General features: G+C 38.2%; 19 protein-coding genes. 12 read left to right on the forward strand and 7 right to left on the reverse strand.

Annotation, left to right across the window (positions count from 1 at the left end):
* Window position 1: 1 nt before the first annotated feature.
* The 6 genes from hcaB to KIP84_RS08250 all read left to right on the forward strand — a co-directional run bounded on the left by hcaB (window position 2) and on the right by KIP84_RS08250 (window position 6,990).
* The gene (hcaB, locus tag KIP84_RS08225; RefSeq protein WP_068563023.1) at window positions 2-817 is read left to right on the forward strand and encodes a 3-phenylpropionate-dihydrodiol/cinnamic acid-dihydrodiol dehydrogenase; all 816 of its coding nucleotides are present in this window, start codon (window positions 2-4) and stop codon (window positions 815-817) included.
* Between the two features lie 62 nt (window positions 818-879).
* The gene (locus tag KIP84_RS08230; protein WP_213689695.1) at window positions 880-1,836 is read left to right on the forward strand and encodes a 3-carboxyethylcatechol 2,3-dioxygenase; all 957 of its coding nucleotides are present in this window, start codon (window positions 880-882) and stop codon (window positions 1,834-1,836) included.
* A gap of 10 nt (window positions 1,837-1,846) precedes the next feature.
* The gene (gene hcaD / locus KIP84_RS08235) at window positions 1,847-3,067 is read left to right on the forward strand and encodes a 3-phenylpropionate/cinnamic acid dioxygenase ferredoxin--NAD(+) reductase subunit (protein WP_174725266.1); all 1,221 of its coding nucleotides are present in this window, start codon (window positions 1,847-1,849) and stop codon (window positions 3,065-3,067) included.
* A 420-nt stretch (window positions 3,068-3,487) separates the two neighbouring features.
* Entirely contained in the window at window positions 3,488-4,696 is a 1,209-nt protein-coding gene (gene mhpT, locus KIP84_RS08240) for a 3-(3-hydroxy-phenyl)propionate transporter MhpT (protein WP_068562985.1), read from the forward strand.
* Between the two features lie 169 nt (window positions 4,697-4,865).
* The gene (locus KIP84_RS08245) at window positions 4,866-6,056 is read left to right on the forward strand and encodes an MFS transporter (RefSeq protein WP_069123453.1); all 1,191 of its coding nucleotides are present in this window, start codon (window positions 4,866-4,868) and stop codon (window positions 6,054-6,056) included.
* Between the two features lies 1 nt (window position 6,057).
* Window positions 6,058-6,990, forward strand: coding sequence for a LysR substrate-binding domain-containing protein (locus KIP84_RS08250; protein WP_213689696.1), 933 nt, complete (start codon window positions 6,058-6,060; stop codon window positions 6,988-6,990).
* Here the strand turns inward: KIP84_RS08250 and KIP84_RS08255 are convergent.
* Entirely contained in the window at window positions 6,987-8,597 is a 1,611-nt protein-coding gene (locus KIP84_RS08255) for a bifunctional 3-(3-hydroxy-phenyl)propionate/3-hydroxycinnamic acid hydroxylase (RefSeq protein WP_068562988.1), read from the reverse strand. The genes KIP84_RS08250 and KIP84_RS08255 overlap by 4 nt on opposite strands.
* Before the next feature lie 449 nt (window positions 8,598-9,046).
* Window positions 9,047-9,943 carry an acetoacetate decarboxylase gene (locus KIP84_RS08260; protein ID WP_213689697.1) on the reverse strand — a complete coding sequence of 299 codons (897 nt, stop codon included), beginning with the start codon at window positions 9,941-9,943 and terminating at the stop codon, window positions 9,047-9,049.
* 327 nt (window positions 9,944-10,270) lie between these two features.
* Between KIP84_RS08260 and KIP84_RS08265 the strand changes: the two genes are divergently transcribed.
* The 3 genes from KIP84_RS08265 to KIP84_RS08275 all read left to right on the forward strand — a co-directional run bounded on the left by KIP84_RS08265 (window position 10,271) and on the right by KIP84_RS08275 (window position 13,580).
* Window positions 10,271-11,101: an alpha/beta hydrolase gene (locus tag KIP84_RS08265; protein WP_068562990.1), complete on the forward strand. Its 831-nt coding sequence runs from the start codon at window positions 10,271-10,273 to the stop codon at window positions 11,099-11,101.
* Between the two features lie 157 nt (window positions 11,102-11,258).
* Window positions 11,259-12,497 carry an NADH:flavin oxidoreductase/NADH oxidase family protein gene (locus KIP84_RS08270; RefSeq protein WP_213689698.1) on the forward strand — a complete coding sequence of 413 codons (1,239 nt, stop codon included), beginning with the start codon at window positions 11,259-11,261 and terminating at the stop codon, window positions 12,495-12,497.
* Between the two features lie 15 nt (window positions 12,498-12,512).
* On the forward strand, window positions 12,513-13,580 hold the full coding sequence (locus tag KIP84_RS08275; RefSeq protein ID WP_213689699.1) for a saccharopine dehydrogenase NADP-binding domain-containing protein: 1,068 nt from the start codon (window positions 12,513-12,515) through the stop codon (window positions 13,578-13,580).
* Between the two features lie 226 nt (window positions 13,581-13,806).
* Here KIP84_RS08275 and KIP84_RS08280 read toward each other — a convergent pair whose 3' ends face one another.
* Complete coding sequence (locus KIP84_RS08280; RefSeq protein ID WP_002113932.1) at window positions 13,807-14,223, reverse strand: MerR family transcriptional regulator; 417 nt, start codon at window positions 14,221-14,223, stop codon at window positions 13,807-13,809.
* 155 nt (window positions 14,224-14,378) lie between these two features.
* Between KIP84_RS08280 and KIP84_RS08285 the strand changes: the two genes are divergently transcribed.
* A complete protein-coding gene (locus tag KIP84_RS08285; RefSeq protein WP_032006266.1) occupies window positions 14,379-15,071 on the forward strand; it encodes a type 1 glutamine amidotransferase domain-containing protein in 693 nt (230 codons plus the stop codon).
* 92 nt (window positions 15,072-15,163) lie between these two features.
* Here the strand turns inward: KIP84_RS08285 and KIP84_RS08290 are convergent, their stop codons facing one another.
* Both KIP84_RS08290 and KIP84_RS08295 read right to left on the reverse strand, forming a co-directional pair.
* Window positions 15,164-16,369, reverse strand: a complete 1,206-nt coding sequence (locus KIP84_RS08290) for an FAD-dependent oxidoreductase (protein WP_213689700.1) — start codon at window positions 16,367-16,369, stop codon at window positions 15,164-15,166.
* A 158-nt stretch (window positions 16,370-16,527) separates the two neighbouring features.
* Window positions 16,528-17,076, reverse strand: coding sequence for an Rrf2 family transcriptional regulator (locus tag KIP84_RS08295; protein WP_213689701.1), 549 nt, complete (start codon window positions 17,074-17,076; stop codon window positions 16,528-16,530).
* A 406-nt stretch (window positions 17,077-17,482) separates the two neighbouring features.
* Between KIP84_RS08295 and KIP84_RS08300 the strand changes: the two genes are divergently transcribed.
* Window positions 17,483-17,851 (forward strand): hypothetical protein, encoded by a 369-nt coding sequence (locus KIP84_RS08300; RefSeq protein ID WP_213689829.1) that lies wholly within the window; start codon window positions 17,483-17,485, stop codon window positions 17,849-17,851.
* A 57-nt stretch (window positions 17,852-17,908) separates the two neighbouring features.
* Here the strand turns inward: KIP84_RS08300 and KIP84_RS08305 are convergent, their stop codons facing one another.
* Both KIP84_RS08305 and KIP84_RS08310 read right to left on the reverse strand, forming a co-directional pair.
* The gene (locus tag KIP84_RS08305; RefSeq protein ID WP_199993341.1) at window positions 17,909-18,928 is read right to left on the reverse strand and encodes an MBL fold metallo-hydrolase; all 1,020 of its coding nucleotides are present in this window, start codon (window positions 18,926-18,928) and stop codon (window positions 17,909-17,911) included.
* A gap of 138 nt (window positions 18,929-19,066) precedes the next feature.
* On the reverse strand, window positions 19,067-19,636 hold the full coding sequence (locus KIP84_RS08310; protein ID WP_213689702.1) for a TetR/AcrR family transcriptional regulator: 570 nt from the start codon (window positions 19,634-19,636) through the stop codon (window positions 19,067-19,069).
* A 186-nt stretch (window positions 19,637-19,822) separates the two neighbouring features.
* On the opposite strand from KIP84_RS08310, the gene KIP84_RS08315 reads away from it, so the two are divergent.
* Window positions 19,823-20,239: a DUF2946 domain-containing protein gene (locus KIP84_RS08315; protein ID WP_213689703.1), complete on the forward strand. Its 417-nt coding sequence runs from the start codon at window positions 19,823-19,825 to the stop codon at window positions 20,237-20,239.
* Window positions 20,240-20,243: the final 4 nt, after the last annotated feature.

The raw sequence follows: 20,243 nt of genomic DNA on the forward strand, positions 1-20,243 counted from the left end.
GATGGGCTGGCTAGAGGGTGAAGTCGCACTGATTACTGGTGGTGGTTCAGGACTAGGACTTGCATTGGTTGAGCGCTTTTTACAAGAGGGCGCCCATGTGGGTGTATTGCAACGGTCTCAATCAAAAGTAGATGAATTGATCGCACGCTATGGTGACAAAATTGTAGCAATGACAGGAGATGTGGCTAGTTTTGAAGATAACGTTCGTGCCGTGCAAGCTACTGTAGAACGCTTTGGAAAACTAGACTGTTTCATTGGGAACGCTGGTATTTGGGATCATTATGCTGACATCGTCAACATGAGCGGTGAACAGTTAAATACTGCTTTTGATGAAATTATGGGCATCAATACAAAAGGCTATTTGTTGGGTGCCAAAGCTGCTTTAGACGAGCTACTTAAAACCGAAGGTTCGATGATTTTTACCTTATCGAACTCGGCTTTTTATTCATCTGGTGGTGGGCCAATTTATACTGCCTCAAAACATGCTGGTGTAGGTTTAGTGCGTGAACTGGCCTATGAATTAGCACCTAAAATCCGCGTGAATGCGGTTTCTCCCTCTGGTATGAATGTCAATGTAAAGGGCGCTGCTTCGCTTGGGCAAGAAAATCTAGGGCTTCTTGATGCACGTGACCCAGAAAAAATTGGGCAAGGCATGCCACTGAAATTTTTACCAGAACCTGAAGATATGACGGGCTCTTATGTATTACTCGCATCTCGTCAAAATAACCGACCATTATCGGGTGTTTTCATTAACGCAGACTGTGGTTTGGGTATTCGTGGCTTACGCCAAGCGAACGCTGGTTTTTTTGATGCTTAATTTTAATCCGATATTAATGGACTAATAAGACAGCTAAAAACTGTCTTATTTCGGAGCTAATCATGACTGTTAAACTTATTTGCGCTTCTCATAGCCCGCTAATGGAATTTGCGTCTCCAGCAGAACAACACCAAGAACATACGGTACGTAAGACGTTTGAAAAGCTCGCTGCAGAGGTCAAAGCATACGACCCAACTTTAATAATTGCCTTTGGACCAGATCATTTTAACGGCTTCTTTTATGATCTAATGCCGAGTTTCTGTGTGGGTGTCCGTGCAACAGCAGCAGGTGACTGGAATTATGGTCCGGGTGAGCTCAATGTGCCAGAAAACACAGCATTGGGTTTAATTCGACGTGTACTTGATGAAGGTGTAGATGTTGCTTATTCATATCGTATGCAAGCGGATCATGGTGTAACCCAACCGCTGCATTTTTTATGTAACGGCCAACTTAATCGCTATCCAACCATTCCAATATTTATTAATGGTGCTGCTGCGCCAATGCCTACGACAAAACGAACTATTGCTTTAGGACGAGCGGTTGGGGCTTTCATCAACTCAATTAATCTAAAAAATGAACGTATATTAATTTTGGGCACAGGTGGACTTTCACATGATCCACCCACTCCTCAAATGGGCTCTGCACCACCAGAAGTTGAAGAGTTTCTAATTGCCGGACGTAACCCAACTGTTGAAGCTCGTAATACACGTCAGGCCAAAATCATTTCAGTTGGACAGCGTTTAGCGGCAGGTGACAAGAGCGTATCTGTTCCACTTAATCCAGAGTGGGACGAGCGGTTATTGGAAAAATTCAAAAATGCAGACTTTGCTGCGCTTGAAGCGATGACTGAAGACGAAATACGATGTGAAGGTGGGCGCGGGGGACAAGAAGTCCGAACTTGGATGGCTGCTTTTGCTGCACTACACACAGTGGGTGATTATGAAATGACCTTACATTGCTATGAACCAATCAGTGAATGGATTGCTGGCTTTGGCATAGTCTCTGCCGAGCTGAAATAAAGGGTAAGCAATGAATATTCAAACTATTGTCATTATTGGTGCCGGGCAAGCTGGTGCAAGTGCTATTTTAGAATTACGTGCTAACAAATATGAAGGTCGAATTATTTTAATAGGTGATGAACCCCATTTACCTTATGAGCGTCCGCCTTTGTCTAAAGATATGATTCTCAGACCTGAACAGACTAAAATTGAGATTCTGTCTCAACAGAAACTAGAAGACCTAGGTGTTGAGTTTATTAAAGGTAATGCCGTTGTAAAGATTGTACCTGAACAATATCAAGTGATTTTGGAAAATGGTGAACATGTCTATTATGACAAGTTATTATTGGCAACTGGTGGTTCACCTCGCCGTCTTCCGGTTTTGGATGGGTTGGGTAAAAAGGTTTATACCCTACGGAATCTAGACGATTCACAAGCTTTAATTCCAGTTTTTCAGCCAAAGAATCGGATTGTATTGGTGGGCGGTGGAGTTATTGGTTTAGAGTTAGCGTCTAGTGCTCGTTTTAGAGACTGTCATGTAACTGTGCTAGAACAAAGCCCAATGATTATGGGGCGCTCGCCAGCCATAATTAGTGAATTTTTACTTGATCAGCACCGTAGTCGAGGTGTTGATATTCGACTCAATGTGAAAATTGCTGATACCGAACTGCGCGGCGAAGAAATTGTCATTCTATTGGAAAGTGGTGAAGAGATCATTGCCGATGCTGTTGTTTATGGCATTGGAATTGTACCAAATGCCCAATTGGCCGTAGACGCTGGTTTAGACGTAGATTTTGCTATTAAAGTGAATGAAAATTGTCAGACTTCCCATCCAGATATTTATGCTGCTGGTGATGTAGCAACACAACTACGTAATAATGGTCATTATATTCGTATAGAAACTTGGGAAAATGCTAATAACCAAGCGGGTACTTTTGCTCGTCATGTTATGCAGGTAGAGCATCCTAAAGTAAATCCATCATGGTTTTGGACCGACCAATATGACCTGAACTTTCAATTTGTTGGAGATATGTCGGCAAAAGAGTGGCATATTCGAGGCAATATGAATCCGCAAGAAAATCAAAAAGTGGGATTTACCTTATTTGGATTAGATCAAGGCATTGTTGTTGCTGGTATTGCAGTTAATCAGGCACGAGATGTTCGGTATTTGAAAAAAATAGTTTCTAGTTCTATCGCCTTTGATAAAGAGAAATTGCTAGATGTCTCAATTGAATTGCGAAAATTAATTTAAATAAAGTCGTTATACTAAAGACCTATTTAACGTTGAAAAGAAAAACCGTCATGATTATATGACGGTTTTTTTATGCCTGATTATAGATATCACATAAAAATTGAAAGCATTAATACTTAATTTGAACTGTATAATAACTTTTAACTATTGAAAAAACAGTTTTGTTTCATCGAGATTAATATGTTTTTTAGATATATAAATTTAAAAAGCTTGCTAATTTGTTAATAAGTAATTGAAATTTAATTTAATTTTTATGCTTAACTATAAATGAATTGTCTAAGAATAAAATATATTAAAGAAAATACAATTTTTTTATTTTTTGTTTTTACGAATAAATAAAACTTAAGGCTAATGTCGAAATCAAAGTGATTAATAAATGATGTGCTGTGATTTTTCAAACTGATAGAAAAGGATTTTTCTATGAACCGTGCAGGAAAAAAGCACTCTATTATTACGATCGCCATTTGTTTTCTAATCGCTGTGATTGAGGGAATTGATATACAGGCAGCTGGTATTGCGGCTGTTGGTATTCGAGAATCCTTTGGTTTAAATAGCTCTCAACTCGGTATTTTTTTTAGTGCAGGAATATTGGGTTTACTACCAGGCGCGTTAATTGGTGGACGTTATGCCGATCGTATTGGTCGTAAGATGGTATTGATCGGAGCTGTGGCTATTTTTGCTGTATTTACCCTTTTTACAGTCTGGGTAAATACTTTCTATACTTTGCTATTGGTACGCTTTCTTGCTGGAGCTGGTTTAGGAGCTGCAATGCCGAATTTGATTGCTCTTGTTTCAGAAGCTGTTTCTAACGAAAATCGTGGTCGTGCCGTTGGCCTAATGTATTGTGGTATGCCAATAGGAGCTATCTTAGTATCTTTGCTAGCAGCCTATGATGTAAGCGGTCACTGGCAAACGATTTTTTATGTAGGAGGAATTGTTCCATTGCTTGTGATTCCTCTTATGATCAAATTTTTACCAGAATCTCGAGAGTTTTTACAAACGAGATTTCAAGATAAATCGATTACACATATACAAAGCTCTTTTAAAAACCTTTTTCAAAATAATTATGCTTCGCAGACCTTATTACTGTGGGCAAGCTATTTCTTTACCTTGATGATTGTCTACATCATGTTGAGTTGGTTACCGTCTCTATTTATGGAGTTAGGATTCTCTCGTCAACAGGGCAGCTTAGCTCAAGTATTTTTCCAAATGGGAGCTGCCATTGGTACAGTTGTATTGGGTATCTTGATTGACCGCTGGAATAAAGCTTATGTGATTATACTTATGTACATAGGTATTTTAGCTGGTTTATTTAGTTTAAATGGAGCTGGAAATTTAACTGCAATGTATGCAGCCGCAGCCTTAATGGGAACATTTACCATTGGTGGTCAAGGCGTTTTATATGCTTTTGGAAGTATTGTGTACCCGACTGAAATCCGGGCAACTGGCGTAGGTAGTGCTGCAGCAGTTGGCCGTATTGGTGCAATGTTGGGTCCTGCAATTGCTGGTCAGTTACTTGCTATGGGAAGTGGTGCTACAGGTGTTATTTCCGCTGCTATTCCTGGAATTGTCATTTCAGCATTACTGATGCTTTTGGTGATTCGTCGATTACATCAGCAGACTAAATAACTCAAATAGAACAATGAAAAAGGCTCATATTTTCGGAGCTTTTTTCATTTATGAAACTATTCAAGAAACCTCAAACCTATTCACTGCAAGCTTAAAAACAAATCAATCATTGTAAATGTCAGCTGAATTTACTTCGTGTTTTAAAAAGAACCTTAATTGAGTAAGAGTAATGTACCCAGATGCCCAGCAAAAGCTTTGGAATCGTTCATTTATCCTTTGTGTATTAAACAACCTTTTTTTATTCATTTATTACTATGCTTTGCTCACCATATTACCCCTTTATATTTTAAAAGAATTATCAGGTTCAATTAGTCAGGCAGGTTTGGCATTAACTTTATTTTTGATTTCATCGATTGCCATTCGTCCTTTTGCTGGTTTGATCATTGAACGTTTCGGCGAAAAAACAGTGTTGCGAGGTTCAGCATTACTGTTTGCATTTTTGGCCCTTGGTTATTTATGTGTAAATCAACTATGGATATTACTGATGATCCGGTTCGTGCATGGAATCTGGTTTAGTATTTTAACTACGGTCACCGTACCTATTGTGAATGAATTCATCCCAGAGCAGAGGAAAGGCGAAGGCATGGGATATTTCGTCATGTCTACAAATTTAGCGGTTGTATTTGGGCCAATGATTGCACTAGCTACCCTACGTTACACTAGTTTTTATAACCTATTTATTCTTCTCACTTTAATTGTATGTATGGGTTTAGTTTTTTGCTTTCTTATACCAGTGACATCGTTACAAGATAGGCAGTGGGTACAAGCAAAGAAGAAAATTAGTTTAAACGATATTATTGAAAGAAAAGTAATTCCTATTGGTTTGATTGCATTATTCGTTGCAATGGCTTATTCAAGCATCATGAGCTTTATAAGTATCTATAGTGAAACTAAAAACTTACTCCCTGCAACAAGTGTATTTTTTATTGTTTTTGCAATATCAATGATTATGGCGCGTCCTTGGGTTGGTTATTCATACGATAAAAGAGGGGCTAACTCAGTCGTTTATCCTTCGTTTATTCTTTTTTCGGTAGGATTGTTCTTGGTGAGTCAAATGCAGACCCAGTGGGAATATTGGTTTGCTGCTGCTTTAATCGGTGCGGGGTATGGCTCACTTTTTCCTGTTTTTCAAACCATGGCTATACAAACGGTCGAGAAAAACAGAATTGGGTATGCGGTTTCAACCTTTTTTACTTTATTTGATTTAGGGATGGCGATTGGTTCGCTTATGGTAGGATTTATTATTGCCCATATAGGCTATGAGAAAACTTACCAGTTATGTGCATGGCTAACGATAATGACTTTATTTTTATATCGTTGGCTATGTAATCGAGATACAAAGACAAAAATTGGGATATGACATGGAATTACGTCACTTACGCTATTTTGTTGCGGTCGCTGAAGAGCTAAATTTTACGAAAGCAGCATTACGAATGCATACGGTACAGCCTTCGCTCAGTCAACAGATTAAAGACTTAGAAGATGAAGTTGGTGTTCAGCTTTTTATACGCAGCAAACGAAAAGTCGAGCTTACAAAAGCAGGGGAAGTTTTTTTTAAAGAAGCGCTTATTATTTTAGAACACACCGAGAAAGCCATTAGCTTGGCTAGACAAACTGCAAAAGTTGAACAAGAACAATTAAATATTGGCTTTGTTCCAGTCGCTGAGATGAAAGTTTTTCCTTATATCATGCCGAATATTAGAGCGCATTTCCCAGAGCTTAAAATTGATTTTCAAAGTTTAACTGATGATGCTCAACTACAGGCACTGAAGAAGGGGGAAATAGATATTGCTTTTACGCGTTATGGTGCAAATACAGATGAACTGGTTTCTATTCAAATCTTCCAAGAGCCACTCACTTTAATTATTCCTAAAAACTCGCCAGAAGCACAGCAAGAACGCATTAGTATAAAAAGTTTTGAGCATCATAATTTTGTGATGTGTAATGAAGAAGCTTCACCTGAGCTTTATCGAATTATTGATGGTTTTTTTAAAAAATCTAAACTTAATATTCATATTGTGCAGCATTCAACCAACATTTTACTCAATGTTAATTTAGTTGGAATGGAAATTGGTTGGAGTCTCGTTCCTCAGTATGTTATCCCATTATTAGGGGATAAAATTGTAGTTAAAAAGACGGTAGAACCTTTACCAATGATAGGTCTACACGTTTCTTATCGCAAAGACCATGTAAACAAAGCTATAGATTTAATTTTGGATGTACTTAAAAAACAGTTTCATCTAAATTTTGCATTTTTAAAAAGCCATTCTAAAGAATGGCTTAATTATACTTAGTTGATCAAATGCATTTTTTGGAACAGTTCTTCACTTATACTATTTACAGTTTGAGGAATAGCGAGACCTGCAATAAAACGGTCAGGTCTTAAAATCACCATAGATTGATTTGTTTGGCTAAACCAAGAGCGAATTTCAGTGTCTACATCACCAATAGTAATTACATGTTCGTCAGAAGGTCGATTCGGAGCGTCTAACTGAATCGCAGGTATGACTTGAATAAATTTAATACCTAATTTAGCCCATTTTTTCATACTATTTGGTGAGATCCCCCAAGTAGGATTAACTCCCCAAGCAAGAATGGCAAAGTTATTACCAATCACTTCGTCGAGTAAAACTTTGTCTTTATTTTCAAGCTGAACATGAGGCTGGATGAACATCTTGCCGACAGGTGTATTCTTTTCTGGAAAAGGTGCCAATATGCCTTGATGATATTTCGGCATGGGTTTAAAACGCATTTCAAACAAATAACGTTTTATCGGTTGTATGTAATTTAATACATAAGCAATACCGTCACGAACAACACCTTGCCATTTCTTTGGTGGAGCAAGAACATGTCCTGCCAAAACAGATAAATTAATCATGGCCTGAGCGTGGTCTTTTCTTTCTAATTGGTAACTGTCTAGAATCTCTGGCTTTGCAATTTTTTTAATGACTAATGCCATTTTCCAAGCAAGATTAAAAGCATCACGCATGCCACTATTGTAACCTTGACCTTGCCATACAGGCATAATATGTGCTGCATCTCCAGCTAATAAAATACGGTCTACACGAAAACGGTCTGCAATGCGTGCATTGTGTGTATAAACACGTTGACGTATCACTTCGATATTGTCCGTATGAGGTAAAACTTTACTCAATAAACGATTAATATTTTCGGGTTTACTCAATTCTTCCTGAGTCTCTCCAGGCATTACCATAAACTCAAAACGACGAATACCATGTGGTAAAGCAGCCGATACATAAGGACGTACTGGATCACAGCATAAATATACATGAGGCGTCGCCAGTGGATCGTTGGCAAGGTCAATAACAATCCATTGGTTTGGAGCAGTTTCACCCTCAAAATTAATGTTAAGTGTACGGCGTACAAATGAATTTCCACCATCGCAAGCAATTAAATACTGCGCTTGAACAGTTTCCTGCTTTTGATCTTTAGTCGTTAAATTTAACGTTACATGGTCTTTGTCTTGAGAGAAGCTATTTAATTGACGTGAAAAACGCACCTCTGTGGTTGGATAGGCTTCTAAACCTTCCAGTAAAACACGGTCAACTTGGGGTTGGATAAATGCATTACGACGTGGCCAGCCAAATTCGCGAGTCATAGGCTGAATATCCGCAAAACAGCGACCTTTAGGGGTCAAAAACCGCATAGCATGATTAGGGGTAGTGTGCGGTAAAACTTGTTTGATTAAACCTACTGACTGAATCGTGCGTAATGATTCATCATCAATACCAATCGCTCTTGGATAATCAATGAGTTGGTCTAGTTGTTCAATAACAGTAACTTGTACACCTTGTTTACTTAAATAATTTGCAATTGTTAACCCAACTGGGCCTGCACCTAAAATTGCAACTTCCGTGGTGTGATGTTGAGTCTGATTCACAGTAAATATCCCTTACTATCAAGTTTTCTTATTAATATCAAAATTGAAACAAAGCTAAATTTAATCGATAGTTTAATAAGATGATTTTTTGAAGGGTAATGTATACATTTTTTATTTTAATACATTGTATTTAAATGTTTTTTCATTATTTTGTAATAGGTTTTTTTAATCCAATCATTGTTTTAAATTATATATTATTGCATGGAGATTGAGAGCGACGTTTAATCAACCTTTTCATTTACCATTATTTTCATCTAACTATTTTCGTAAAAGTATAAAACTCAGTACTAGAAGAGATATCAACCTCTGATTTATCACAGATTTGGATGTTACATTTTTTTAAACATGCTATTTTTTATGACTCCTGAATTGTGAAATTACCAGAAAAGCAATCTAAAAATAAAAAGAGACCATAAATTGGTCTCTTTTTGATATTTCGAATAATAAACCTATAGTGGAGTAGGCAAATTAAGGGCCACCTGAGCATCCTCAATAACATCTAAGCGTAAAATTTTTGAAGCTCCTAATTCATTTAGCAACGTAGTTAAAGGCCCCTCATTTTTCTCGAGTTGAACATTCTTTGGAAAAAGCTTTTGCGCAAAAGAAAGAATGTTGGACTGAAATTCGGTTTGATGCCACTTCCCATCAACTACATGTAGCATGGTTGCTTTATTAATATGTGTTTCAGAATCGACATGTTTTAAAGTAGGAACAGCAGTTTTTAAACTTAAATCTAGTTTTCCATTAAGATCAAAAATATTGGCTTGAGCTTCTTTTGAATTAATGTCGACATCAATTTTAGTTAACCATTTTGGTAGTTGGTAACCATATACACCACGGACTCTGGCGATTTCAGTATCAACAGGCAAAGCTAAAACATGCGCATAAAAATGACGTTGACGCATCGATTTCATTAACTCTGCAATATGTGAACCACGAGCATTAGGTTGACGTACGATAATCGCAATCGATACTTCGTTATAAGGGTCATTGTCACAAACTGAATAGGTAAAGAATGTGACGGCGACCAAACCATAGCCCGGAAATGGTTGTAACGGCGTTAAAGCAGCGGGAAGTTTTGCTTTAATTTGCTTAATCGGAGCAAGCATTAACAACTGAACATTTGCACTACGATAATAAAAGTTGGGTGCCCAAACAGGACCTACTCGGGATTCCACGATTTTTTTAGGAATATTGCGGAAAAAGTCGATATTGCCAGCAGCTGGATCTTGAGCCACTTTGTCTAGGTCAGGATTCATTCTAAAGCGGTCATAATAACCACCTTTGGGTACTTTGACTTTTTGTTGCCCAAATTCAACCTCAGTAAATTGTTGTTTTATATTCATTGGAGTTCACCTTTACATTAATTGACCGAGTAGCTACCGTGTCTTTATCAAGACGTGTTAATTAATAGCCAATATGGGCACTATAAGTTTAAAGCTAACTTTAAAGTCAAGGCTTTAATTTTGATATGTCAAATCTTTGACATTTAAAAGAAATAAAATAAAAACAATTGAAGATTAAAAAGATACAAACTTGATGAGCGTCTTCATATAAATTTTATTTTTAAAAGATGATTAATATAGTTGACCTTAAAGTTAACTTTAAGATTAGTATAAATATTCAATCCTTTATAACGAATCAACAAGCAGTTTTTCACCAGGAGAACAAAGATGGGATATGTAACCACAAAAGACGGCGTAGAAATTTTCTATAAAGATTGGGGACCACGTGATGCCCAAGTTTTATTTTTTCATCATGGATGGCCTTTAAGTTCAGATGATTGGGACACACAGTTGCTTTTTTTCCTTAAAGAAGGTTTTCGTGTAGTTGCTCATGATAGACGGGGGCATGGACGTTCAAATCAGGTGTGGGATGGTCACGATATGGACCACTACGCAGATGACGTTGCAGAAGTAGTTAAACATCTGAATATTAAAAATGCAATTCATATTGGCCACTCAACAGGTGGCGGTGAAGTAGCTCACTATATTGCGCGTCATGGTCAGGAAAATGTTAAGAAAGCTGTTCTTGTGAGTGCCGTTCCGCCACTGATGGTTAAAACTGAAAATAATCCTGAAGGTTTACCAAAAGAAGTTTTTGATGATCTGCAAAATCAGGTTCTCACAAACCGTGCGCAATTTTTCCGAGATCTTCCATCTGGCCCGTTCTATGGTTTTAACCGACCAGATGCGAAACCATCTGAAGGTATTATTGCTAACTGGTGGCGTCAGGGTATGACGGGCAGTGCAAAAGCGCATTACGATGGTATTGTGGCATTCTCACAAACTGACTTCACCGAAGATTTAAAGAAAATCACCATTCCTGTTTTGGTGTTGCATGGCGATGACGACCAGATCGTACCTTATAAAACTTCTGGCGTAAAATCTGCTGAGTTACTCCCAAATAGCCAACTCAAAATCTACCCAGGTTTTTCTCACGGCATGTTAACTGTAAACCATGAAGTGATTAACGCTGACTTATTGGCATTTATTCGCGAATAATTTCAAGCTTTAATCTTTTAAAAAGAGGCACATTGAGTGCCTCTTTTTTATATAAAAATAATGAACTCAATTGATTCAATATAGAAATAAGAAAAGATATTGACATTAAAGTTAGCTTTAATCTTAGAGTAAAGCCATTCTGAATGAGGTCATTCCAATGAAAGTGTTCGAAAAATTAGTATTCCCAAATAGTTCATATGTTCTTAACCGTATTGCTAAAGCGGCAATGGAAGAAAATATGGCTGATTTAAATCATGCACCATCAGAAGAATTAATGCGTTTATATCAGGCTTGGGCAAATGGTGGCGTAGGTCTAATTATTACTGGAAATGTGATGGTAGACCGCCGAGCGATGACTGGACCGGGCGGCGTAGTGCTTGAAGATGAAAAGCATCTGGATACTTTTAAAAAATGGGCACAAATTGGTCGTTCAAAAGGCGCTCAGATTTGGCTTCAAATTAACCATCCGGGGCGTCAAATGCAAGCGAACCTTGGTCAGCAGACTTGGGCGCCATCGGCTATTTCACTTGATCTTGGCAAAATGTCAAATCGCTTTAATACGCCAATTGAAATGACTGAATCTATGATTGCCGAGGTGATTCAGCGTTTTGCAAACACGGCGCGTTTAGGTGAAAAAGCAGGGTTTACTGGTGTAGAAATTCATGCAGCACATGGTTACTTATTAAGCCAGTTTCTTTCACCACTCAGCAATAAACACCAAGATCAGTGGGGTGGTTCTTTAGAAAATCGCGCTCGTATTTTAATTGAGATTGTGGAAGCAGTTCGTAAAGTCGTTTCGCCTACGTTCACTGTTGCAGTAAAACTGAACTCAGCCGATTTCCAACGCGGTGGATTTAGTGCTGAAGATGCTCAACAAGTGGTTAAAATGCTAAATGAACACGCTGTAGATTTGGTTGAACTTTCAGGCGGTAGCTATGAAGCACCTGCCATGCAAGGTCAAGCACGTGATGGCCGTACACTTGCTCGTGAAGCTTACTTTTTAGAATTTGCACAAGAAATTCGTAAAGTTGCCAAAATGCCTGTTATGGTGACAGGTGGCATACGTCGTAAACAAGTGGCAGAGAAAGTGATTGAAAGTGGTGTAGATATGGTCGGTATTGCCACAGCTTTAGCGATTGAACCTAATTTGCCAAATGCTTGGAAACAAGGCCAGAATCTTACTCCTGAATTAAAACCGATTACTTGGAAGAACAAAACACTTGCTTCACTTGCCAATATGGCGGTGGTCAAATTCCAGTTACGTAATTTAAGCTCTGGTAAAAAAACAAAACCAAATGTTTCACCAGCTTGGGCTTTAATTTTGCAACAATCAGCGATGTCATGCCGTACCCGCCAATACAAAAAAGGCATGCGTGACTATTCATTTGCTTCTTAATAAGTGAGTTGTGTTATGACAAATCCTAACGATTCAAACTGGATAATTTATGGAGCAAATGGCTACACGGGCGAGTTAATCGCTCGTGAAGCTGTACGCCAAGGTCTAAAACCAACTTTGGCTGGTCGTAATAAAGCGAAAGTTGCTGCACTTGCTCAAGAGTTGGGGCTCGACTATAAAGCTTTTGGGCTTGATAACGTAGATGCGGTAAGTGAACAACTCCAAGGCTTTAACTTGGTGATGCACTGTGCAGGGCCATTTTCAGCAACATCAAAACCCATGATGGAAGCTTGTATAAAGGCTGGTGCTCACTATCTAGATATTACTGGTGAAATCGCCGTATTTGAATTGGCACAGTCACTTAACAGCCAAGCTGAAAAAGCCGATGTTGTGCTTTGTCCGGGTGTCGGTTTCGATGTGATCCCGACAGATTGTGTTGCCGCTGCACTGAAAGAAGCATTGCCAGATGCCACCCATTTAGCGCTTGGCTTTGACTCTAGAACAGGGTTTTCTCCAGATACAGCCAAAACAAGTACAGAAGGCATGGCTGAAGGCGGAAAAATTCGTAAAAACGGAAAAATTACTACCGTTCCATTAGCCCATTATGTGCGTACCATTGATTTTGGTGATGGTAAAAAAAGTGCCATGAGTGTTCCGTGGGGAGACGTATCTACAGCTTTCTATACAACAGGTATTCCAAACATTGAAGTATTTGTACCTGCATTTCCCAAAATGATTATGGGTGCGAAAATGATGAACTATTTACGTCCAGTATTAAAACTAAATGCTGTACAGAAGTTTATTAAATCGCGTATTGAAAAAACGGTTGTTGGGCCAAATGAGGAACTCCGCGCAAAAGTACCCACCTATGTTTGGGGTGAAGCAAGAAATTCACGTGGAGAAATCAAAACCGCCCGCATCCAAACGGAAAACGCTTATAGCCTTACCGTAAATGGCTCACTGACTGTGGTGAATTATTTACTCAAAAATACCGTTAAGGGTGGTACATACACACCTGCAAAACTGATGGGTTATAAGCTAGTGACTGAACTACCGGGTTCTGGTCCACTGGTCATTAATTAATAAAGCATTTATTAAAACAGCACATTTATTGATGGTCCCGAATAAGGTTTTTACTATCAAAAGATTGGCTGATTTTTTTCTATAGTATTTGTATGAAAAAACGAATTACAGGGTGGGTCCGTAATTCGTTTTTTTAGATTTATAAAATGACACTTAAATGCTGTGGTTACTTAGTTGATACCAGTACCCATCTATACAACGCGAGAGCGATTAACTCTAATTGAAATTATGGTGTTTTTGCGTTGTCAAAATAGAGATTCATCAGACGTTCTGCATTTTGCTCACATGTAATTTCATCTGGTTTGTTATTAATAGCTTCAATCATGGTATGTAAGTTTTGCTTACTGACTTTTAGCTTTTGTTCTAAAATTTCTATTTCCTGAATTTTGGTTTCAATCGTTTGAATGAGAGCATCATGGTCCCAAGCGACAACTTTCGATGGCAAAAATGCTTTAATTTCTGCTAAAGAAAACCCGACTTGTTGAGCTTGCTGGATTAAAGAAAGTTGTTTCAAATCGTTATCAGTATATTCACGATAGCCATTCGATTTTCTTTTTGCTTTAGGCAAGAGTTTAATTTGCTCGTAATAACGAATAGTAGGGGTACTTAAACCACTTAATTTCGATAACTCGCTAATATTCATAGCTACATACTCTCTTGACATTCAAGCTAACTTTAGACTTATAGTAACATAAAAGCAAGGTTCATAACTTTACCAAGCACACACTTTCAGTAACAACTTTCTATGCTTTGATAGACGAAAGAATAGAATTATAAATATGAAAATGAGGTGAGAAAATGTCTAAACGCATATTACATGTCGTGACCAATGTTTCACGCTATAAGGATGTAGATCAACAAACAGGACTGTGGTTAGGTGAACTTACCCATGCCTATGATGAGTTTGAAAAACAAGGTTATGTGCAAGATATTGTGAGTCCAAATGGTGGAAAAACTCCAATTGAACCAAAATCGCTTGTGCCTTTAGTGGCAGATAAATCTGTTAAAGACCGAGAAAAAGATCAGGCTTTTATTACACTGCTGGCAAATACCTTTAAGCCTTCCGATATTAATTGGCAAGACTATGACGTGATCTATTACACAGGTGGCCATGGGGTGATGTGGGATTTTTTAGATAACCCTGAATTGCAAGAAATCACCAAAAACATTTATGAAAAAGGCGGCATTGTTTCGAGTGTTTGTCATGGCTATTGTGGCTTGTTCAATGTCAGACTTTCAAATGGTGAACGACTTATAACAGGCAAAAAATTAACAGGCTTTGCATGGAGTGAAGAGGTTTTGGCAGGGGTGGCAAAAAAAGTGCCGTACAATGCCGAAGAGTTAGCGAAAGAATATGGCGCTCGTTATGAAAAAGCTTTTATTCCTTTTGCACCATACGTCGTTCAAGACGGCAAATTAATTACAGGTCAAAACCCTTTTTCAGCTAAAAAGACGGCTTTAGCGATAATAGAAGAGCTAGAAAAGTCGTAATTTAATGATTCAAATATAAAACCCTAAAAGTAGAACCAGCGATGGGCTTGCTTTTAGGGTTTTAAATAAATGAATTCGTGTAAAAATTAACCTTAAGGAACAATCACAAAATCAGGGTTTGCTATTGCAAAAACTGCTTCACGGTCTGCAACTGGTGGATAAATCCAGACAGTATTAATTTCCTGTTTAATTTTTTTCGCTTCTTCACGCACAAATTGAACTTGTCGATCCCAACCTTCGGTATAAAGTGCACCCCAAGGACCTAAGTCAACACAAGTTACATATTTTGGTTGGCTGTATGGATAAAGGGGTAAATCAACCAATTCTGCCGCAGCGTTATAACCCGCCACACGGCCTAAGCTCATAGCATGCTGACACGACATCACGTTAAAATTACCCAAATCATCGGTTGGAACTTTTACAGTGTCGCCAGTCACAAAAATGTTTTTTGCTTCAGGTGCATGTAAATAAGCATCCCCAATCAAACGGCCCAAATTATCTTTTTCACCAGCAATTTGAGAGGCAAGTGGGTTGGCCCGCATACCGGCAGTCCAGATCACGGTTTCTGTTTCAATTTTTTCTCCGTTAGAAAGCGTTACACCTGATGCATCTAACGCCGTAACTCGTAGCCCAGCTTTACCTTCAACACCTAGCTCGTTAAGGGCTTCTCGAATGACAGCCGCAGCTTGGTCACCCATCGCCGCGCCAATTTCTGTTGAGGAATCCACTAAAACTACACGGGCATCAGTTTCACCTAAAATGCTACGCAGACGTTCAGGCATTTCGGTAACAGTTTCTAACCCGGTAAGACCACCACCTGCAACGACCACCGTATTACGCGCTGCATTTGCAGGTTTATTTGCTAAGTTTTTAAGGTGCTGATCTAGTTTTTCAGCATCTTCTAGAGTGCTTACGCTAAATCCATATTCTTTTAGACCCGGTATCGGTGGCATAAACGTAGTACTTCCTGTTGCCAGAATAAAACGGTCATAGCTTAAGGTTTGTTTGTTGCCATCGGTGGTTGAAACTTCGATTGTCTGTTGGTCGCCATCAATTTTATTTACCCAACCTGCCAGAAATTTAACCCCAACCACACTTAATAACTCTGAAATATCAGGGTTCATGTTTTCAAGCACGGCTTCATAAAGGCGAGGACGAATCCCAACATTTGGACTAGGGGAAACCATCAGCACCTCAATGTTTTGTTCTTGTGAAGCCAAGTGAATTGCTCTTTGTGCAGCGAGTGCCGCCCATAAACCAGCAAAGCCAGAACCTGCAATAACAATACGCTTACTCATTTGATTATCCTTTTGATCAATTTTTCGGACAACACATTCCAGCTCATCACAAAATTTTGGGTGAGCGAATCCATTCTCTGATTGTCCGAAAAAATCTGAGAAGGCGTTTAAAACAGATTAGGGATGTTTTACTTTAGTATTTGGGGCTTATTAGCTCATTAGTCGGGAGTATCCCGCGATATTTTATTTTTCCGCATTTTTGCTGTTCTTCCTTCAATGCGTTCATTGATCCAACCATTTACATCACTAAAAAATACGTCGGGGGCATAACGGCCAAAACGGTCTGCAATATCGCCAAGTGTATGAGCACCTAAAGCGTCTCGCATAGCTTTTTCGGCTTGTAGCATGACAGCATGTACTGCACATACACCACTGGTTGCCCAATCTGGCGGGGCATTGTTAAAGACTGCACATTTACCACGCACTTCTTGGCACTCAAAAAGTGGTTTTTCACCTTCAATTGCATTCACGATATCTAAAAAACTGATTTCGTGAGCAGATCGGGCGAGTAAATATCCACCACGAACACCTTCTTGTGCGACCACAAGTCCTGCCTTTTCAAGTTTAGGAAAAATCTTGGCCATAAAACTTGGAGAGACTCCTTGTAATTCAGCAAGGTCCTTACTACTCAAAGGTTTATCTTCATTGTTCACAAGAAAAAGAAGACAGTGAATCGCATACTCAACGCTACTAGTGATATAAGCCATTTAATTTCATAATTGATCAATTAAAAACACAGACTAATGCAGTCTGCGTTTTAAGTCAATAATAAAACTAAGACAAAACCAGTCCTAGTTTTAAGCGAGCTATTTAAAAGTGTTAATTGTGAATATATCTAACTGAATAATTTAAATTTTATTAAATAAAAAAATTTTAATAATTTATAAAAAATATTTTATTGAGTTCTTTTAATCGTATGAATGTCTAATAGATGCTTAATCAAATAGTTCACAACTTATAAGTAAGATTGATGAAAGGGGATAGCCATTTATCATTTATTTTTAGAGTCTTTTAAATTATATTTATGTAGATTGTTGCAATTAAAATATTGAATAGCTTTATCCAAATAAAAATATTTTTTACATAGCATGATGAATGAATAAGAGAGTTGTTTTGAAAACTGAATTTATTATTAGATGTATTTATGCACTTTGCCTTATCGGTGCAGGGTTCAACCATTTACAAACAGTTTTGATCCATGGTTTGTTTTGGGACTATAACAATGCGCCTTTATTTACTTGTATTTATTGGACATCTTTAACGTTTATTGATCCACTTGCAGCAATTCTTCTATTTTATAGACCTCGTATCGGCTTAATTCTAACTTTTCTTATTATATTTAGTGATGTCATTCACAACACTTGGATTACATTAAAAGTGGGGCGAGACTTGCTTAACTATATGTATATTTCCCAATTTTTATTTCTGGTTTTTGTTTTGTGCACAATTAAGTTTCCGTGGAAGGCACACCACACAAGTTAAAATTTTAAAATTGGAGAGTAAAAGCATTCTTTTACTCTCCAAATAATTTCTTCAAACTTACGAACGCCACCAATAATTCTCAACATTCGGCTCATTTAAGTTTAAAAGTTCACCCATTTGCGGTGTGCTAATCGCTAACTCATTTTGTTGAGCCAAAGCCACGATACGTTCAAATGGATCATCCCAAGCATGAAGTGCCAAATCAAAAGTCCCATTGTGCACAGGCAACAAATGACGACCTTTTAAATCGATATGCGCTTGTAAAGTTTGCTCTGGCTGCATGTGAACATCAGGCCATTCGGGGTCGTAAGCGCCAGTTTCTAACATGGTCAGATCGAAAGGTCCATAACGATGTCCAATCTCTTTAAACCCGTCAAAATATCCCGTGTCACCGCTAAAAAATACACGTAAATCATTATCAATAATCACCCACGATGCCCAAAGTGTCGCATTGCTATCGCCCATCCCACGGCCTGAAAAATGATGGGCAGGGGTAGCCACCAATTTTAGTCCATCTACCTGTGCGGTATCCCACCAGTCGAGTTGTTGAACCTTTTCTGCTGGAATTCCCCATTTAATGAGTGTGTCACCCACACCAAGCGGAGTTAAGAAATGCTCAACTTTATGGTTAAGCTGCATGACTGCATGGTAGTCGAGATGGTCGTAGTGGTTATGCGACAAAATCACGCCTTTAATGGATGGTAATTCGGCAATGCTAATTGGGGGCTGATGGAAACGTTTTGGTCCAAGCCATTGAAAAGGTGATGCACGCTCTGAAAAAACAGGGTCGGTTAACCAAAACTCATTTTGAAGTTTTAACAAGATAGTTGAGTGGCCCAAACGAAATAGAGAACGGTCAGGCGCACTTAAAAGCTGTTCTTTTGACAAACTTAAAACTGGAATTGCTTTGTTTGGAACAGTGTCTTTAGGTTTGTTAAATAGAAACTTCCACATGAGTTGAAGCGTTTTACCAAAAGAAGGCTGGTGTTGGTTAGGACGCGTATTTCTAAATTTGCCATTGTGTTGCTGTGATGGCATTAAGGGAGCAGGCAAGTCTGTTGTGTTTGAAATAGTCATTTTGTTTTTCCTTATTGGAACCAACCTATATGTACAAATAAGAACTTGGGCTAAGTGCTTATTTTGATTATTTAAATGAGTATTTACTCACTCATTAATTCGTTCAAAAATAAGGACGCCGTGCATCCTTACTTTTATCTATATTGAAACTGCATGCCAAAAGGCTTCAAAACCAGATTTGCGATAACGCTCGGCTTGAGTAGGGTCTTGGGCAATAAAATTGAGTGTAACTTCGGCAAGCGCACCTAAAATTGAAGCAATAAATAACGGCGGATAATCTCTTAATTTTCCGTCATTAATACGTTCTTGAATGTTTTGAGTAAAATCACAAAAGGTTTGCATACCAATTTGTTTACTTTGCTCAGTAATTTGTTCTGAGGTCGAAAGCTGCGCCATCACTTTACGTTTAAGGGGAGCTTCTAAACTCCAGTCCAAATAGCTTTGCCAAATGTGCGACATTTGTGTTTGTAGGTCAGAATCAGCAGGGTAACTAAGCATCATCACCTGACGTAACTCAGCCTTTAGCGAAAGATATAACTGGTTCAGCAGTTCTTCTTTATTACTAAAATAGGTAAATAAAGTACCTTCTGCCACGCCAGCAACTTTGGCAATTTTTGAGGTAGACGCACGCTCGCCAAGCTCTGCCAATGTTTCGATAGCAGCACTTAAAATTGCATTACGTTTATCTTCACTACGAGGACGAGCCATATATAAACATGTTAATTGAGTGATTGCTCAATCATATATGAAAAATGAAAGAGAGCAAGTTATCTTTTGTGTAGAAGTACAAAATTATTCACAATTTTTAAAAACAATGAAGATGAGAGTCGAAGATTGCTGAATATATTAAAAAATATGCTATTTTTCACAGCACTTTGGTGAGACTAATTTTTCATGTATCGGTTTGGGCTTTTAATCGGCTTACTAGCAATATTGCTACAGAACCTCGTGTTCTGGCAAAGCCTATTGCCCAGCGAAATGCATCAGCAAATGGTATGTGAACAAATTAGTGAAATGATGAATCATTCAAGTATGCAGTCTGAACCACATTTATCTCACCATATAAAAAATGATTCTCATAAAAAGCTCTTAAACAAAAACGTTCAGCACGACTTAAGCTTAAGCTGTAATTTTTGTTATCTCTATAGCCACATTGCGACTATTGATGGCTTCAAGTTAACCTTGTTTGCAATTGGTATCGTTGTTCGCTTCATTATGCTGGCAACGCTAAGTTATATATTATTTTATTTAAGACGCTTATTTCTTTCACCGCAAGGGCGAGCTCCTCCTAAACAACTTTGTTTTGCTTAATTCA

This window comes from Acinetobacter sp. BHS4 (genome assembly GCF_018454425.1).
Classification (GTDB): Bacteria; Pseudomonadota; Gammaproteobacteria; order Pseudomonadales; family Moraxellaceae; genus Acinetobacter; species Acinetobacter pittii.

Bases quoted from the DNA above. Each gene is read 5' to 3' on its own strand.
- hcaB (WP_068563023.1), top strand. From the start codon at position 2: ATGGGCTGGCTAGAGGGTGAAGTCGCACTGATTACTGGTGGTGGTTCA.
- KIP84_RS08230 (WP_213689695.1), top strand. From the start codon at position 880: ATGACTGTTAAACTTATTTGCGCTTCTCATAGCCCGCTAATGGAATTT.
- hcaD (WP_174725266.1), top strand. From the start codon at position 1,847: ATGAATATTCAAACTATTGTCATTATTGGTGCCGGGCAAGCTGGTGCA.
- mhpT (WP_068562985.1), top strand. From the start codon at position 3,488: ATGAACCGTGCAGGAAAAAAGCACTCTATTATTACGATCGCCATTTGT.
- KIP84_RS08245 (WP_069123453.1), top strand. From the start codon at position 4,866: ATGTACCCAGATGCCCAGCAAAAGCTTTGGAATCGTTCATTTATCCTT.
- KIP84_RS08250 (WP_213689696.1), top strand. From the start codon at position 6,058: ATGGAATTACGTCACTTACGCTATTTTGTTGCGGTCGCTGAAGAGCTA.
- KIP84_RS08260 (WP_213689697.1), bottom strand. From the start codon at position 9,943: ATGAATATAAAACAACAATTTACTGAGGTTGAATTTGGGCAACAAAAA.
- KIP84_RS08265 (WP_068562990.1), top strand. From the start codon at position 10,271: ATGGGATATGTAACCACAAAAGACGGCGTAGAAATTTTCTATAAAGAT.
- KIP84_RS08270 (WP_213689698.1), top strand. From the start codon at position 11,259: ATGAAAGTGTTCGAAAAATTAGTATTCCCAAATAGTTCATATGTTCTT.
- KIP84_RS08275 (WP_213689699.1), top strand. From the start codon at position 12,513: ATGACAAATCCTAACGATTCAAACTGGATAATTTATGGAGCAAATGGC.
- KIP84_RS08280 (WP_002113932.1), bottom strand. From the start codon at position 14,223: ATGAATATTAGCGAGTTATCGAAATTAAGTGGTTTAAGTACCCCTACT.
- KIP84_RS08285 (WP_032006266.1), top strand. From the start codon at position 14,379: ATGTCTAAACGCATATTACATGTCGTGACCAATGTTTCACGCTATAAG.
- KIP84_RS08290 (WP_213689700.1), bottom strand. From the start codon at position 16,369: ATGAGTAAGCGTATTGTTATTGCAGGTTCTGGCTTTGCTGGTTTATGG.
- KIP84_RS08295 (WP_213689701.1), bottom strand. From the start codon at position 17,076: ATGGCTTATATCACTAGTAGCGTTGAGTATGCGATTCACTGTCTTCTT.
- KIP84_RS08305 (WP_199993341.1), bottom strand. From the start codon at position 18,928: ATGACTATTTCAAACACAACAGACTTGCCTGCTCCCTTAATGCCATCA.
- KIP84_RS08310 (WP_213689702.1), bottom strand. From the start codon at position 19,636: ATGGCTCGTCCTCGTAGTGAAGATAAACGTAATGCAATTTTAAGTGCT.
- KIP84_RS08315 (WP_213689703.1), top strand. From the start codon at position 19,823: ATGTATCGGTTTGGGCTTTTAATCGGCTTACTAGCAATATTGCTACAG.